Origin of the sequence: Rhizobium herbae, from assembly GCF_017873135.1 — a bacterium.
Taxonomy (GTDB): Bacteria; Pseudomonadota; Alphaproteobacteria; order Rhizobiales; family Rhizobiaceae; genus Pararhizobium; species Pararhizobium herbae.
Genome location: NZ_JAGGJV010000002.1, coordinates 40,788 through 57,035, shown reverse-complemented (window position 1 = coordinate 57,035; position 16,248 = coordinate 40,788). Strand labels below are relative to the sequence as shown.

Annotated in this window: 11 protein-coding genes; 2 read left to right on the top strand and 9 right to left on the bottom strand. The window is 61.4% G+C overall.

From position 1 onward, the window contains the following. The first annotated feature begins 148 nt into the window (after positions 1-148). Positions 149-3,175 (top strand): DNA polymerase I, encoded by a 3,027-nt coding sequence (polA, locus tag J2Z75_RS05560; RefSeq protein WP_209848978.1) that lies wholly within the window; start codon positions 149-151, stop codon positions 3,173-3,175. A gap of 75 nt (positions 3,176-3,250) precedes the next feature. Further along, positions 3,251-4,234 (top strand): isopenicillin N synthase family dioxygenase, encoded by a 984-nt coding sequence (locus J2Z75_RS05555; protein ID WP_209848976.1) that lies wholly within the window; start codon positions 3,251-3,253, stop codon positions 4,232-4,234. Between the two features lie 78 nt (positions 4,235-4,312). Here the strand turns inward: J2Z75_RS05555 and J2Z75_RS05550 are convergent, their stop codons facing one another. The 9 genes from J2Z75_RS05550 to J2Z75_RS05510 all read right to left on the bottom strand — a co-directional run bounded on the left by J2Z75_RS05550 (position 4,313) and on the right by J2Z75_RS05510 (position 16,138). Then, entirely contained in the window at positions 4,313-4,954 is a 642-nt protein-coding gene (locus tag J2Z75_RS05550; RefSeq protein WP_209848974.1) for a TetR family transcriptional regulator, read from the bottom strand. 48 nt (positions 4,955-5,002) lie between these two features. Further along, a complete protein-coding gene (locus J2Z75_RS05545) occupies positions 5,003-8,140 on the bottom strand; it encodes an efflux RND transporter permease subunit (RefSeq protein ID WP_209848972.1) in 3,138 nt (1,045 codons plus the stop codon). A 9-nt stretch (positions 8,141-8,149) separates the two neighbouring features. Further along, positions 8,150-9,436, bottom strand: coding sequence for an efflux RND transporter periplasmic adaptor subunit (locus J2Z75_RS05540; RefSeq protein WP_209848969.1), 1,287 nt, complete (start codon positions 9,434-9,436; stop codon positions 8,150-8,152). A 239-nt stretch (positions 9,437-9,675) separates the two neighbouring features. Further along, positions 9,676-10,677, bottom strand: coding sequence for an ABC transporter ATP-binding protein (locus tag J2Z75_RS05535; RefSeq protein WP_209848967.1), 1,002 nt, complete (start codon positions 10,675-10,677; stop codon positions 9,676-9,678). Between the two features lie 71 nt (positions 10,678-10,748). Continuing rightward, a complete protein-coding gene (locus J2Z75_RS05530; protein ID WP_209848965.1) occupies positions 10,749-11,804 on the bottom strand; it encodes a Gfo/Idh/MocA family protein in 1,056 nt (351 codons plus the stop codon). Then, a complete protein-coding gene (locus tag J2Z75_RS05525) occupies positions 11,804-12,643 on the bottom strand; it encodes a carbohydrate ABC transporter permease (protein ID WP_209848963.1) in 840 nt (279 codons plus the stop codon). The genes J2Z75_RS05530 and J2Z75_RS05525 overlap by 1 nt, the downstream gene beginning before the upstream one ends. Before the next feature lie 12 nt (positions 12,644-12,655). After that, a complete protein-coding gene (locus tag J2Z75_RS05520) occupies positions 12,656-13,606 on the bottom strand; it encodes a carbohydrate ABC transporter permease (RefSeq protein WP_209850612.1) in 951 nt (316 codons plus the stop codon). A 322-nt stretch (positions 13,607-13,928) separates the two neighbouring features. Next, on the bottom strand, positions 13,929-15,188 hold the full coding sequence (locus tag J2Z75_RS05515) for an ABC transporter substrate-binding protein (protein ID WP_209848961.1): 1,260 nt from the start codon (positions 15,186-15,188) through the stop codon (positions 13,929-13,931). Between the two features lie 50 nt (positions 15,189-15,238). Then, entirely contained in the window at positions 15,239-16,138 is a 900-nt protein-coding gene (locus tag J2Z75_RS05510; protein WP_209848959.1) for an N-acetylmuramic acid 6-phosphate etherase, read from the bottom strand. Positions 16,139-16,248 lie beyond the last annotated feature (110 nt).

Here is a 16,248-nt window from a genome sequence, read left to right as displayed (position 1 = left end):
GGCTTTTCAAGGGACGCGCAGACCGCCGTCGCATTACAAATTGGTAACGTTTCCGTGAGGGCCCTCAGTTTTCTGTTTCGGATAAAAATATCCGCCCTCCGGAATGAAATATGGACGCCCATCGCGGCCCGCGCTATCCCTTGTCGCCATGAAAAAAGGTGATCATCTCTTCCTCGTCGACGGCTCCGGATTCATTTTCCGGGCGTTCCACGCCATCCCGCCGCTCAACCGCAAATCGGATGGCCTGCCGGTCAATGCCGTCTCCGGTTTCTGCAACATGCTGTGGAAGCTTTTGACCGATGCGCGGGACACGTCCGTCGGAGTGACGCCGACTCATTTCGCCGTCATTTTTGATTACTCCTCGAAAACCTTCCGCAACGAACTCTACGATCAATACAAGGCCAACCGCACGGCGCCGCCGGAGGACCTGATCCCGCAATTCGGACTGATCCGGCATGCAACCCGCGCCTTCAACCTGCCCTGCATCGAGAAGGAAGGGTTCGAGGCCGACGACCTGATCGCGACCTATGCGCGGATGGCCGAGGCAACAGGCGCGGACGTGACGATCGTATCGTCCGACAAGGACCTGATGCAGCTCGTCACCGCCAATGTGTCGATGTACGACAGCATGAAGGACAAGCAGATCTCGATCCCGGAAGTGATCGAGAAATGGGGCGTGCCGCCGGAAAAGATGATCGACCTGCAGGCGATGACCGGTGATTCGACCGACAACGTTCCCGGCATTCCGGGCATCGGTCCGAAGACGGCAGCGCAGCTTCTGGAGGAATTCGGCGACCTGGACACGCTGCTGGCCCGCGCCGGCGAGATCAAGCAGCAGAAACGGCGCGAGAACATCATTGCCAACACCGAGCTGGCCCGGCTGTCACGCCAGCTGGTGACGCTGAAAACCGACACGCCGGTCGACGTTCCGCTTGATGATTTCGAGCTGCATGCACAGGACGGCCCGAAGCTCGTCGCCTTCCTCAAGACGATGGAATTCACCACGCTGACCCGCCGCGTCGCTGCTGCGACCGAGACCGACGCGGATGCGGTGGATGCCGCGACCGTTCCCGTCGAATGGGGCGCCCAGGCACATGGGCCGGATCTCGACAAGGGCGAGCCTTCCTCGCTGTCACCGCCGTCCGCTTTGTCCTCTGCAAAATCACCGGCGCTTGGCAGCGCAGCGGAAGCTGCGGCTTCTCTTGCGAATATCCCGGACGGTGGCCCGCCGGCTGCAACACCACAGAACCTCGCGCAGTCCCGCGCCGAACTGTTCGCGACAGCAAAGATCGACCGGAGCGCCTATGTGGCGATCCGCGATCTTGCGACACTTGACGCCTGGATTGCCGCCGCACGCGAAACCGGGCTTGTCGCCTTCGACACCGAGACGACGTCGCTCGACGCAATGCAGGCCGAACTCGTCGGCTTCTCGCTCGCCATCGCCGACAACAGCAAGAACCCCTCCGGCACCGATATCCGCGCAGCCTATGTGCCGCTGATCCACAAGACCGGCGGCAACGACCTGTTCAGCGACGGGCTGAAGCTGGCGGAAAACCAGATCCCCGTTGCGACGGCACTTGAGCGGCTCAAGGACCTGCTGGAAGATCCATCGGTTCTCAAGGTGGCGCAGAATCTTAAATACGACTACCTGGTGATGAAGCGTCACGGCATCAGTATCGTCAGCTTCGACGATACGATGCTGATGTCCTACGTGGCCGATGCCGGTGCCGGCACCCATGGGATGGATGCACTGTCGGAAAAATGGCTCGGCCATCAGCCGATCCCCTACAAGGACGTCGCCGGCAGCGGCAAGTCCTCCGTCACCTTCGATTATGTCGATATCGACAAGGCCACAGCCTATGCGGCCGAGGACGCCGACGTGACGCTGCGGCTGTGGCAGGTTTTGAAACCCCGCCTGGCGGCTAAGAACCTCAATACGGTTTACGAGCGTCTTGAGCGGCCGCTGGTGCCGGTTCTGGCACGGATGGAGGAGCGCGGCATCACCATCGACCGGCAGATCCTCTCGCGGCTGTCGGGCGAGCTGGCGCAGGGGGCGGCCGGCTACGAGCATGAAATCTATGCACTGGTCGGCGAGAGCTTCAACATCGGCTCGCCGAAGCAGCTAGGCGATATCCTGTTCGGACGGCTGGGGCTTCCCGGCGGTGCCAAGACCAAGACCGGCCAATGGTCGACCTCGGCCCAGGTGCTGGAGGACCTGGCCGCGGAAGGCCACGAACTGCCGCGCAAGATTGTCGACTGGCGGCAGCTGACCAAGCTCAAGTCCACCTATACCGACGCGCTGCCAGGGTTCGTGCATCCCGAGACGAAACGCGTTCACACGTCCTATGCGCTGGCCTCGACCACCACCGGCCGCCTCTCCTCGTCCGAGCCGAACCTGCAGAATATTCCGGTCCGCACCGCCGAAGGCCGCAAGATCCGCACCGCCTTCATCTCGACGCCGGGGCACAAGCTGGTTTCCGCCGACTACAGCCAGATCGAGCTGCGCGTGCTTGCCCATGTCGCAGAAATCCCGCAGCTGAAGCAGGCGTTTTCGGACGGCATCGACATCCATGCGATGACCGCATCGGAAATGTTCGGCGTGCCGGTCGAGGGCATGCCGAGCGAAATCCGACGCCGCGCCAAGGCAATCAACTTCGGCATCATCTACGGTATTTCCGCCTTCGGCCTTGCCAACCAGCTGTCGATCGAACGCTCGGAAGCCGGCGACTACATCAAGAAATATTTCGAGCGCTTTCCCGGTATCCGCGATTACATGGAAAGCACCAAGGCCTTTGCCCGCGAGAACGGCTATGTCGAAACCATCTTCGGCCGCCGGGCGCATTATCCGGATATCCGCTCGTCCAACCCCTCGCACCGCGCCTTCAACGAGCGCGCGGCGATCAACGCGCCGATCCAGGGCTCTGCCGCGGATATCATCCGCCGGGCCATGGTCAAGATGGAGCCGGCGCTGGAACAGGCGGGGCTTTCTCAGCGTGCCCGCATGCTGCTGCAGGTGCATGATGAACTGATCTTCGAGGTCGAGGATGCCGATGTCGAGCGCACTATTCCGCTGGTCGTCTCGGTGATGGAGAACGCGGCGATGCCAGCGCTCGACATGAAGGTGCCGCTCAAGGTCGATGCCCGCGCCGCCCACAACTGGGACGAGGCGCATTGAGGGCAAGAAGCCGCGACTTGCGTCGCGGCTTTCCGGCTGCATGATGGAGATCATAGACTGACCTGGAGCCATCGCATGCCGCAGCCGCAATTTCCCGTCTTCGATCTCAGCGCCTTTGAAAAAGCGGATGACGCCGGGAAGCAGACGCTGGGCAGGCAAGTCGATGCCATCTGCCGGGCCACCGGCTTTCTGGCTATCAGCAATCACGGCGTGCCACAGGCAATCATCGATGCCGTCTGGAGCAAGGCACGCGCATTTTTCGATTTACCGCCCGAGGAGAAGCAGAACGCCCGGGCGCCCTACAAGGGCTATCCCTACGGCTATCTCGGCCCCGAACTGGAATCATTGGCGAGATCCCGCGATATCGACAGCCCGCCGGACCTCAAGGAAAGCTTCAACGGCGGGCCGCTGAGGCAACCGGCCTCCATCACCGATCCGGAAGCGCTTGCCTTCTGCTATGCGCCAACCATCTGGCCGGACAGACCGGACGGTTTTGTCGAAGCCTGGAAAGCCTATTACGCATCGCTAGAAGATCTTGCCGCCCGCATCATGCGGCTTTTTGCCGTGGCGCTCGATCTGCCGGAACCCTATTTCGAGCGTTTCATCGATGCCCCGATCAGCGCGCTGCGCGCGCTCAACTATCCGGAACAACATCTACCGCCCAAGCCCGGACAATTGCGCGCCGGTGCGCATACCGACTATGGCAGCCTGACGATCCTCCTGCCGCAGGAAGGTTCGAAGGGATTGGAGATCATCACGCCGGACGGGCAATGGACGCCGGTGCCGCCTATTCCCGGCGCCTTCGTCATCAATATCGGCGACCTGATGGCGCGCTGGACCAATGACCGCTGGGTTTCGACCCTGCATCGCGTCGTCAATCCATCCCCGCAGGAAGGCGGTATGGCGCGACGGCAGTCACTCGCCTTTTTTCACCAGCCCAACTGGGACGCGGAAATCAACGTGCTCGAAGCCTGCCTTGGCAAAGACGAAACGGCAAAATACGGGCCGGTGCTTTCCGGACCCTATCTGATGAGCAAGTTCAAATCGACGGCAGCCTGAGCCTGAACCCTGGATTCTACCCGTCATGACTTTGCTGTTTGCGGGCTGCGTTCTGCGGCGCGACGTCTGCAGAACAAATCAGCAGACCGCGGGGATGTCCATGGCAGCGGCAACCTGCCGGAAGCTGCCGAACAAGCGCCTCAGCGCTTCCTTGCCTTCGGCGACCAGATCGAAACGGCGGCCGAACAGAAGCCAATCGCTGCACAGCCCCCCCATCATCCACCATAGCGCCTTGGTCGCCGATTGCGGTGTCCAGTTTGCATTGAGATACCCCTCGCTCCTTGCCTTGGCGAAGGCGTTTTCGAGCAAGGCGACGTGCCTGTCGTCGACTTCCTGCTGTCTTTGGAGAACGGGCAGGAGATCCTCGCTATAGGCGCAACGCAGGAGAATGGTGAGGATCCGCTGGCGATGCTCGTCCCCGGCCATTTCGTCCAGCCAGTCGCCCGCCGCCTTCTCGATGTAACAGAGCACATCGGATCCGGGCTCCTCGATCTCGCGGGCAATCATGTCTTCCTGCGGCATCGGCACGGAATTGTAGAGCTCAAGGAAGAGGTCGGTCTTGTTGGAGAAATGCCAGTAGATGGCACCGCGCGTCACGCCGGCCGCCTTGGCGACATCTTCGAGCGTTGCGTTCGAGACGCCCTTCTCAAAGAACACCAGCTCCGCCGCGCTGATGATGCTGTTGCGGGTCTCCTCCGCCTCGGCCTTGGTTCTGCGCATGGTTCGCCCCCTCAAGGGAAGGGCCCGCCTCTCGGCGGGCCGCCTCCATCATTCGCCCGGCGTGACGGCCGTTTCCGCGCCGACGGGCTTCAGCTTCGTCCGCCCGAACAGCTTCATGATAAACACGAAGAAGACCGGCACGAAGAATATTGCAAGCACCGTCGCCGAGATCATGCCGCCCATGACGCCGGTACCGATCGCCCGCTGGCTGCCCGAGCTTGCGCCAGTGGCGATCGCCAGCGGCAGCACGCCGAGGGTGAAGGCGAGCGAGGTCATCAGGATCGGCCGGAAACGCAAGTGCGACGCCTCGATGATGGCGTCCATCAACGGTTTTCCGGCCTCCATCTGTTCCTTGGCGAACTCGATAATCAGGATCGCGTTCTTGGCGGAGAGGCCGATGATCGCGATCAGGCCGACCTTGAAGTAAACGTCGTTCGGCATGTCGCGCATGGTCACAGCAAGCACTGCCCCGATGACACCAAGCGGCACCACCATCATGACCGAGATCGGAATCGACCAGCTTTCGTAGAGCGCCGCAAGGCAGAGGAAGATCAAGAGGCAGGAGAGGCCGATCAGGATCGGCGCCTGCGAGCCGGAGTTGATTTCCTCAAGCGACTGGCCCGTCCATTCATAGGCAAAGCCCTGCGGCAGCTGCCCGGCAAGCCGCTCCATTTCGGAGATCGCATCGCCCGACGAGTAACCGGGCTTTGCCTGACCGCTGATGCGGATGGAGGAATAGCCATTATAGCCGACGGTCTGGGCGGCGCCCATTTCCCACTCGATCGTCGCGAAGGCGGAAAGCGGCACCATTCCGCCATTCGAGTTGCGCACATTAAGCGCCAGAAGATCGTTCGGCGCCATACGCCGGGTTTCGTCCGCCTGCACCGTCACACGTTGCAAACGGCCGGCATTGGGAAAGTCGTTGACATAGGACGACCCGAGCTGCGTCGAGATCGTCGAATTGATGTCCGCGAATGCCACGCCGAAAGTGTTGGCCTTTTCACGATCGATGACAAGGTTGATCTGGGCGGCGTCCGGAAGGCCTTCGACGCGCACGCCGGCAAGAATTGGGCTTTGTGCGGCAAGGCCAAGCAACTGGTCACGCGCGGCCGCCAGCGCCTTTTCCCCCTGCCCGCCGCGATCCTGCAGGCGGAAAGAGAAACCGTTGGTGGTGCCCAGGCCCTGGATCGGCGGCGGCGACAGCGCAAAGCTGATGGCATCCTTGATCTGCGACATGGCCCCGGTCGCGCGGCCGGCGATTGCGCTCGCCGCATCCTCAGGCCCGCGCTCGGACCAGTCCTTGAGCGTCACGAAGGCAAGACCAGCGTTCTGCCCGGCGCCGGAGAAGGAAAAGCCGTTGATGGCGATGATGCGCTCGACGGCCTTTTCCTGGCCGAAAATACCCTCGACCTGTTCGATCACCTCGTTGGTGCGGTTCGCAGTCGCTTCGGCGGGAAGCTGCATGCTGACGATAACGAAGCCCTGGTCCTCATCCGGAAGGAAGGACGAGGGTAGTTTCACGAACAGATAGGCAAGGCCGCCAACCACCAGAACATAGACCAGCATGACGCGGCCGGTGCGCCGGATGATCCCGGAAACCCAGCCGCTATAGCGTTGCGACGCCTTGTCGAAACCGCGGTTGAAGAGGCCGAAGAAGCCGCGCTTGGCGTGATGATGGCCCTTGGGAACCTGCTTGAGGAAGCTGGCGCAGAGTGCCGGCGTCAGCGACAGTGCCAGGATGGCCGAAAACAGGATCGACACCACCATGGTCAGGCTGAACTGCTGATAGATGACGCCGACGGCGCCCGGGAAGAAGGCCATGGGAATGAAGACGGCCGACAGCACCAGCGTGATGCCGATGATGGCGCTGGTGATCTGCTTCATCGCCTTGCGCGTGGCTTCCTTGGGCGTCAGGCCTTCTTCCGACATGATGCGCTCGACATTCTCGACCACGATGATCGCGTCATCGACGAGAATGCCGATCGCAAGAACCATCCCGAACATGGTGAGCACGTTGATGGAGAAGCCCATCGCATACATGGCAGCACACGTGCCCAGAAGGGCGACGGGAACGACGAGCGTCGGAATGATCGTGTAGCGGATGTTCTGCAGGAACAGGAACATCACCAAAAACACGAGCGCGACGGCCTCAAGCAGCGTGTGCAGCACCTTTTCGATCGAAACCTCGACGAAGGGCGCGGTGTTGTAAGGAATGCTGTATTCGATCCCGGCGGGGAAGAAGCGGGAAAGGTCGTCCATGCGCGCCTTGACGGCGTTTGCCGTGTTCAGCGCGTTTCCCGTGGGCGTCAGCTGGACCGCGATGGCGGCCGATGGCTTGCCGTTGAGGCGTGTCGATGTCGAATAGCTCTGACCGCCGATCTCGATCCGCGCCACGTCGCGCAGACGCACGGCCGAACCGTCGGAATTGGCGCGAAGCACGATCGAGCCGAATTCTTCCGGGGATGAAAGCTGTCCCTTGACGACGACCGGTGCGCTGATCTGCTGCGCGATGGGGTTGGGCTGGGCGCCGATGCTGCCCGCGGCAATCTGCGCGTTCTGCGCCTGAATGGCGGTGTTGATATCGCCCGTGGTCAGGTTGAGGCCACGCATCTTGTCGGGATCGAGCCAGATGCGCATCGAGCGCTCGGTCGAGAAAAGTTGCGCACGACCGACGCCAGGCACGCGCTGGATTTCGTTGAGTACGTTGCGGCTCAGATAGTCACCGAGGCTGATCGCATCGTTCGCACCATCGCTTGAGGTCAGCGAGATGATCAGAAGGAAGCCGGAGCCCGCTTCCTCGACCTGAATGCCCTGCTGCGTCACGGCGTCCGGAAGGCGCGATTCGACCCGGCGGACGCGGTTCTGCACGTCGATCGCCGCGTCGCCGGAATCGGTTCCAGGCGCGAAGGTGACCGTGATGTCCACGGAGCCGGCGGCATTCGACGTCGATTCGAAATACTGCATGCCGTCGATGCCGTTGAGCTCGTTTTCAATGAGCTGCGTCACGGCTTCGTAGGTCTCCTGGGACGACGCACCCGGATAGGTCGTCGAAACCGAAATCTGCGGCGGAGCGACGTTCGGATACTGCGCAATCGGCAGGAACGGAATTGCGATGATGCCTGAAATCATGATGAAGAGGGCGACAACCCAGGCAAAAATCGGACGATCGATGAAGAAACTCGGCATGATACGCCCTTACTTCGCGTCTGCGGCCGGAGCGGCCTTCGCTTCGCCGGACTTGTCACCCTCGACGGGCTTGTCCGCCGGAGCGGCGGCATTCTGATCCTTGGGCTGTTCGCCCTGACCTTGCGCGCCTTCGCCAACCGGCTTGCCGGGCTGCCATTCGGTCGGTACGACCTCGCCGCCGGGCCGGATTTTCTGAAACCCTTCGACGATCACCTTCTCGCCGGCATTCAGCCCGCTCGATATCGCCCAGCTTTCTCCGACGACGCGGCTCGTGTTGACCTGGCGGATTTCCACCTTGTTGTCGGCGCCAACGACATAGACCTGCGCCTTGCCGGCCGTGTCGCGCTGTATCGCCTGCGACGGAACGGCGATGGCATCCTTCTCGACCCCCTGTTCGATCAGCACGCGCACATACATGCCGGGCAGCAGATCGCCGTCCGGATTGGGGAATTCGCCACGCAGGGTGACCTGGCCGGTGGTTTCATCGACCGCCGCTTCGGAGAACAGCAGCTTGCCGGCATGCGCGTAGGCGCTGCCGTCGTCCATCACAAGGCGAACCTTGGCCTCGTTTTTGTCGGTGGCGAGTGCTCCGTCCTGCAGCGCCTTACGCAGGCGGATGAGATCGGTCGCGGACTGGGTAAAGTCTGCATAGACCGGATCCAGCTGCTGGATCGTCGCCAGGTTTTCAGTCCCGTTGGCGCTGACGAGCGCGCCTTCGGTGATCAGCGCACGGCCGATCCGGCCGCTGATCGGCGCCGTCACATTGGTATATTGCAGATTGAGCTTGGCGGAGGCGAGACCCGCCTCGGCAATGGCCACATCGGCATCGGCCTGCGCCAGCTGCGCAACGGCGTCATCATAGTTCTGGCCGGTGGCGACGCCGGACTTTTTCAACTGCTCCTGCCGGTCGGCTGCCTGCTTGGCCTGCAACTGCACCGCTTTCGCGCGGCGCAGCGTGCCTTCGGCGCTTTCGACCTGAACCTGGAACGAGGCCGGGTCGATGCGGTAGAGCACATCGCCTTCACTGACGTGCGATCCCTGCTCGAACACACGCTCGATAACGATGCCGGTCGCGCGCGGTCGCACTTCGGAGGTGCGCGTCGCGGCGATGCGGCCCGGCAGATCGTTGGTGATCGGCAGCGATTCGGCCTTGGTGGTGATCACCGCCACCTGCGCCGGCGGATAGGACGGAGCCGCCTGGTTTTCGCCCTCACCTTCCTGGCAACCGGAAAGAATAAGCACAGCAGCCACAGTTGCAGCCAGTATCGGTCGGTTCATCCGCATCGTTTGTTCCATACGCAAAGACCAGCCGCAAGACTGACCGTCTTCTGGCGAAAACGTCAGCCGCAGCTGGAAGTTCATGAAAATCAATCTGATACGGAGGCTTTACCGGGATAGATCTGCCTGCGCATCAATTATACAAACAGATATGTATGTTAAAATTTGAGCCAGCGCAAGCCGATGATGCGGCGCGCAACAGACCGTTACCCGAACGGCAACTTTCGTCGTCGTCCGGATACAACTGCATTTTCGGATCAGCGCAAAACCCGGTCGTCGGCACCGAAGCGATGCATCGCCGCCGTGTCCGGTGTCGCGTAGACGATGTCGTCGACATCGTATTGGTGTTCACCGAACAGACGGACCGTCAGCAGGCCGGTGACTTCGGTTTCGAGATAAAGGATCGTATCGGCACCGAGATGCTCGACATGGATGACCTTGCCCTTCCAGTCGCCCTTTTCGCGCGACAGGGTGATGTGTTCGGGACGGATGCCGACCGTCTTGGCCTGGCCATCCCCGAGCCTGCCCGCTTCGATAAAATTCATCTGCGGCGAACCGATGAAACCCGCGACGAACGTATTTGCCGGCTTGTTGTACAGCTCCATCGGCGATCCGATCTGCTCGATCTGGCCGGCATTGAGTACGACGATCTTGTCGGCGAGCGTCATCGCCTCGACCTGATCATGCGTCACATAGATCATCGTCGCCTTGAGGCTGCGGTGCAGCCTTGCGATTTCGAGGCGCGTGTTGACGCGAAGGGCTGCATCGAGATTGGACAGCGGCTCGTCGAACAGGAACAGCTTGGGTTCCCGCACGATGGCGCGGCCGATGGCGACACGCTGGCGCTGGCCGCCGGAAAGCTCGGCCGGGCGGCGGGCGAGATAGGGTTCCAGCGACAGCATGCCGGACGCCTTGGCAACCTTGGCATCGACTTCGGCCTTGGGTGCGCCCATCTGCTTGAGGCCAAGCCCCATATTGTCCTTGACCGTCAGGTGCGGATAAAGCGCGTAGGACTGAAACACCATGGCGATGCCGCGCTTGGCCGGCGGGGTGTTGATGACTTCCTGCCCGTCGATCTGGACGCTGCCAGAGGTCGCATCCTCGAGACCGGCAATGACGCGCAGCAGCGTGGACTTGCCGCAGCCGGACGGGCCGACGAAAATGACGAACTCGCCATCCTTTACCTCAAGGTCGATGCCCTTCAGGACTTCGTGGTTGCCGAAGGCCTTGCGGATGGATTTCAGTTGAAGTGATCCCACGTGAGGCCCCTTGTTTGTTGTCGCATATGCCTTTCGATTCGCTGCCTGGCAGCGGAACGGGACATGTTTCGTTAGAGTTTGACCGGCTGGCCGGTCCGCACGCTCTCATCGGCCGCAAGGCAGATGCGCAGCGACTGGACGGCATCGTTCATGTGCCGATCGAGATCGATGTTTTCGGTGATGGCTTTCAGCACATAGGCCTGCTCGAGATCGCAGAGATCCTGATGCCCCGGCTCGCCGTCCATCTTCAGGTCTTCATCCTTGTGGACGAACCGGCCATCTGCGCCGGTTTCGGCCTTGTGAATGCGAATGACAGCCGTCTTGGTGTGCGTGTCGATATCGTCGGACTTGGCATTCGGGTCCATGACGATGGAGACGCTGCCATTCGGCGTCATGACGTCCTTCACGAAGAAAGCAGTCTCCGAAATCATCGGCCCCCAGGCGGCTTCGTACCAGCCGACCGAACCGTCATCGTAGATCACCTGCAGGTGGCCGTAATTATACATGTCGGCGGCGATTTCATTCGACAGCCGCAAGCCCATGCCGCGCACTTCGACAGCCTTGGCGTCGGTGATCTGGCACATGACATCGACATAATGGACACCGCAATCGACGATCGGCGGCGTGGTTTCCATCAACGACTTGTGCGTCATCCAGGTCGGGCCGCTGGATTGCTGGTTGAGGTTCATGCGGAAGACATAGGGACCGCCGAGCTTGCGGGCCTCCGCGATCAGGCGGATCCAGGACGGGTGGTGGCGCAGAATGTAGCCGACAACGAGTTTCTTGCCGGCCTTCTTCGCCGCCGCCACGACGCGCTCGGCGTCGGCAACCGTCGTTGCCAGCGGCTTTTCGATGAAGACGTCGCAGCCAGCCTCGAACGCCATGACGGCATAATCGGCATGGCTGTCGGAATAGGTGCAGATCGAGCAGAGATCGGGCTTCAGCTCTTTCAAGGCCGCCGCGAAATCCGGATGGATCGTGTAGCCGCCGAGTTCCGGGGCCAGCACCGGCTTCGAACGATTGACGAGACCGACGATCTCGAAGCCGGGATTGTTGTGGTAGGCCAGCGCATGGCTGCGGCCCATATTGCCGAGACCGGCAACGAGAACACGGATGGGTTTGCTCATTACTTGACGGCTCCTGCGGTAATGCCGCGGATCAGCTGCCGCGAGAAGATGACGTAGAGAATGAGAACCGGGAAGATCGCCAGCGACAGGGCGGCGAGAACCGCGTTCCAGTTGGTGACGAACTGTCCGATGAACACCTGAGAGCCGAGCGTCACCGTCTTGGTGGCTTCTCCAGGGGCGAGGATCAGCGGGAACCAGAGGTCGTTCCAGATCGGGATCATCGTGAAGACCGCCACCGTCGCCATGGCCGGGCGGACAAGCGGCAGCACGAGGCGGAAGAAGATCGCATATTCCGACAGGCCGTCGATGCGTCCGGCATTCTTCAGGTCATCCGACACCGTGCGCATGAACTCGGACAGGATGAAGATGGCGAGCGGCAGGCCCTGCGCGGTATAGACGAGGATCAGCGCCGTCAGGGTGTTGACCAGACCGGCGGCGACCATGCCCTGCAGGATGGCGACCGTGCCGAGACGGATCGGGATCATGATGCCGATCGCAAGGTAAAGCCCCATCAGCGTATTGCCCCGGAAGCGATATTCCGAGAGCGCGAAGGCGGCCATCGCGCCGAACAGCAGCGCAAAGAAGATCGAGACCACCGTGACGATCAGGCTGTTCTGGAAGTAGCTGATGAAATCGCCTTGCTTCAACACCGTCGTGTAGCCGATCAGGCTGAAGGTCTCCGCCGTCGGCAGGGCCAGCGGCGTGCGGAAGATCGCGTTCTTGTCCTTGAGCGAATTCATGATCGTCAGGACGACCGGAAACAGTGCGACTACGGTATAACCGGCCAGTGCCAGGTGAACGAAGCCGGAGCGCAGTGGCGAGATGCGTGCTTTTGACATGATCGTCCTCCCTTAGAACTGGTAGCGGCGAACACGCCGCTGGATGCCGAAGAGATAAAGCGAGACGCCAGCAAGGATGATCAGGAACATCACGGTGGCGATCGTCGCGCCCATCGAGCGGTCGCCAAGCTGAAGCTGGAAACCGAAGAAGGTGCGATAGAGCAAGGTTCCGAGAATGTCGGTCGCCCCGTCCGGTCCGGCGAGCGCGCCCTGCACCGTGTAGATCAAATCGAAGGCGTTGAAATTGCCGACAAAGGTCAGGATCGAGACCATGCCGATCGCCGGCAGGACCAGCGGCAGCTTGATCTTCCAGAACTGGCTCCAGCCGGTGATCCCGTCGCATTCGGCGGCTTCGATCACTTCGTCCGGGATATTCAGGAGGGCGGCATAGATCAGCATCATCGGGATGCCGACATTCTGCCAGACGGAGATCAGCGAGACCGTGATCAATGCCGAACCGGGCTTTCCGAGCCAGGGACCGAACAGCGATTTCAGGCCGACGAGATCCATGAAGAACGGCGTTATGCCCCAGATCGGCGACAGGATCAGCTTCCAGATGAAACCGACGATGACGAAGGACAGGATCGTCGGCATGAAGATCGCCGTGCGATAGAACGTGGCAAGCCGGAGCTTGGGGATCGACAGCATGGCAGCAAGCGCGATGCCGAGCGGGTTCTGCACCAGCATGTGGATCGCAAAGAAGATGAAATTGTTCTTCAGCGCCCGCCAGAAATCGGCGGCCCAGCGCTCGTCGCCAAACAGGACCTGGAAATTGGAGAGACCGACGAAGGTCGATTGCCCGTCCACCGTGTTGAACAGCGACAGGCGCAGCGTTTCGATCAGCGGCAGGATCATCACGGCGGAATAGACGATGACGGCCGGCAACAGGAAAACAAGGATATGCCAGCGTCTCGGCCGTGCCGGAACCTCTATGCTGTCCTCAGACGATATGGCGCTGCTCATGGCTTCTGCCGCTCCGACCCGTTTTTCGTCGATCGCCGCGATATGCGGCAGGGCGCTGCGCCGCCGGTCCCCGCCGCGCATGCCTTAACCAGCAAGCCGAAAAGGCGCTGGCAGGATGTGATTTCAGATTACATGTTTTCGGCTGGACGCTTTGCATTTTCGCAGAAGAACGTCCGGCACCAAAGTGCCGCCCCTCATCCGCCCTTTCGGGCACCTTCTCCCCGTGAACGGGGAGAAGGGACAGGCCGCAAATTCCGGTAATCCCCTCTCCCCGCATGCGGGGAGAGGGCTAGGGTGAGGGGCAGTTCCCCACGACCCCAATTTACTTGGCAGGCTTGTACCAGCTGTCGAGGCCCTTCTGCAGCTTCTCGGCGGCGACTTCCGGCGTATCGGTGCCGTTGATCACGTTTGCCGATTCGACCCAGGTCTCGTTTTCGAGGTTCGGGGTGCCACGCGACAGGATCTGGTAGGTCGAGCGGATGGTCGGCTTGCACTTTTCGCGCCAGGAGACGAATTCCTGGGCGAGCGGGTCTTTCATCACCACCGGCGTCGAGTTCAGGCTGAAGAAGCCCGGCAGCGAGTTGGCATAGATGTCGGCGAATTCAGGCGAAGCGATCCAGGAGAGAAGCTTCTTGGCTTCTTCCGGGTGCGCGCTCTTGGCATTCAGGCCGACGCCGATGTCGTTGTGGTCGGAAATGTAGCAAGCGTCGCCAGCAGCTTTGACCGGCGGCGGGAAGGCGCCCATCTTGAACTGGGCCTGCGTGTTGAACAGGCCGATTTCCCACGAGCCGGCCGGATAGATGGCGGCGCGGCCGAGCGTGAACAGGTTCTGGCTGTCGGGGTAGGTCTGGGCTTCGAAGCCGTCGCCGAGATAGTCCTTCCACTTGGCGAGAACCTTGTAGGGCTCGACCCAGTCGGCGTCGGTCAGCTTCTGCTCGCCCTTGATGAGAGCGGCGCGGCCTTCTTCACCCTTCCAGTAGGTCGGGCCGATGTTCTGGTAGCCCATGGTGGCGGCCTCCCAGAGGTCCTTCGTGCCCATGGCAAGCGGGATATAGGTGCCGTCAGCCTTGATCTTGTCGAGGGCTGCGAAGAAGTCGGCTTCCGTTGCGGGAATAGCGATGCCGAGCTTGTCGAAGGCATCCTTGTTGTAGATGAAGCCATGGATAACCGAGGCCATCGGCACGCAGAAGGTGGCAGCGCCGTCATCCGTCGTCCAGGCGGCCTTGGCCACCGGCGAGAAGTTCTCCATGCCGGCAAGGCCGGTAAGATCGGCAAGATGCTTCTTGTTGTAGAGTTCGAGCGAGGCGTCGAACGGGCGGCAGGTGACGAGGTCGCCTGCGGAGCCGGCGTCGAGCTTGGCGTTCAGAGCCGCGTTGTACTCGGTCGGCGCGGTCGGCGCGAACACGACCTTGATGCCCGGGTTCTTCGCCTCAAAAGCCGGAATCAGTTTTTCCTGCCAGATGGTCAGGTCGTCGTTGCGCCAGCTTTCGATCGTCAGCGTGACGTCTTCCGCATGGGCCAGCCCGGCGGAGCCGAGGATGCTGGATGCAAGCAGCAAACCTTTCAAGGTAGTGCGGGTCATTACGTTCTCCCTTTTATATGCGCCGGTTTGGCGCGGTTTTAAAACCCAGATCAATGTGCCGCGACGCCAGACAAGGCGCGGCGCAAGTTTTGCCCGGCCTCGGCAAGCGCTGCTTCCGCAGCGGCCACGTCTTTTGCCCCAGCGGCAAGAAGAATGGCGATCTTTACCGAGCCCGATGATGTGGTGAGGTAACGGCCGGCTTCCGTGGCGCTGACCCCAGCGATATCGGAAACGATACGAATGGCGCGGCCGCGCAGTTTCGCGTTGTCGGCTTTCAGGTTGACCATATGTCCGTCATAGACATGGCCGAGATGGATGCCGACAAGCGTCGAAAACATGTTGAAGGCGATCTTCTGCGCCGTGGCGGCCCCCATACGGGTCGATCCGGAGACAACCTCGGGCGGCGTCTGCAGCAGAATGGACACGTCGGCATTCTGGAAAAGGACGGCACCGGGATTGTTGGCCATGGCGATGACGCGCGCGCCGCGCTGCCGGGCCTCATCAGCGGCGGCCAGCGCATAGGGCGTCGAGCCGCTGGCAGAAACGGAAATCAGGCAATCGCCCTTGCCGATACCAGCGTCGCGCACATCCTTGCGCGCCAAATCCATATCGTCTTCGTAACCGCCGGCAAGGTCCGCCAGGCTCGCGGCACCGCCGGCAAGAAGCACCACGACCTTGTCGAGCGCTATTCCATAGGTGCCGGGCAATTCCAGAGCATCGGTCATCGCCATCAGGCCAGAGCTGCCGGCACCGGCATAGGCCAGGCGGCCGCCATTTGCCAGCACGTCAGCTGCAATCCGCGCCGCGGCGGCAATAGACTCGATCGCTGCATCGACGGCCTTGGCCGCGGCCTGCTGGCCGGACGCAAGCAGACGAAGCGCCAGCGCCGGATGCATGACATCCAGTCCCATCGCCTTGTCATGACGCTCTTCGGTCTTCGCTGACGGCATTCGCTTAATCTCCCTCTCCGCAAATTAATGCCAAAAAAATACCAATTGTCTAGGAAAAATTAACTTCCGGCCGAAGAAAAATTTGGGCTTACAAAATAATCAAAATATTT

Excerpts from the sequence above, each read along its gene's own strand:
- polA (WP_209848978.1), top strand. The coding sequence starts at position 149 with ATGAAAAAAGGTGATCATCTCTTCCTCGTCGACGGCTCCGGATTCATT.
- J2Z75_RS05555 (WP_209848976.1), top strand. The coding sequence starts at position 3,251 with ATGCCGCAGCCGCAATTTCCCGTCTTCGATCTCAGCGCCTTTGAAAAA.
- J2Z75_RS05550 (WP_209848974.1), bottom strand. The coding sequence starts at position 4,954 with ATGCGCAGAACCAAGGCCGAGGCGGAGGAGACCCGCAACAGCATCATC.
- J2Z75_RS05545 (WP_209848972.1), bottom strand. The coding sequence starts at position 8,140 with ATGCCGAGTTTCTTCATCGATCGTCCGATTTTTGCCTGGGTTGTCGCC.
- J2Z75_RS05540 (WP_209848969.1), bottom strand. The coding sequence starts at position 9,436 with ATGGAACAAACGATGCGGATGAACCGACCGATACTGGCTGCAACTGTG.
- J2Z75_RS05530 (WP_209848965.1), bottom strand. The coding sequence starts at position 11,804 with ATGAGCAAACCCATCCGTGTTCTCGTTGCCGGTCTCGGCAATATGGGC.
- J2Z75_RS05525 (WP_209848963.1), bottom strand. The coding sequence starts at position 12,643 with ATGTCAAAAGCACGCATCTCGCCACTGCGCTCCGGCTTCGTTCACCTG.
- J2Z75_RS05520 (WP_209850612.1), bottom strand. The coding sequence starts at position 13,606 with ATGAGCAGCGCCATATCGTCTGAGGACAGCATAGAGGTTCCGGCACGG.
- J2Z75_RS05515 (WP_209848961.1), bottom strand. The coding sequence starts at position 15,188 with ATGACCCGCACTACCTTGAAAGGTTTGCTGCTTGCATCCAGCATCCTC.
- J2Z75_RS05510 (WP_209848959.1), bottom strand. The coding sequence starts at position 16,138 with ATGCCGTCAGCGAAGACCGAAGAGCGTCATGACAAGGCGATGGGACTG.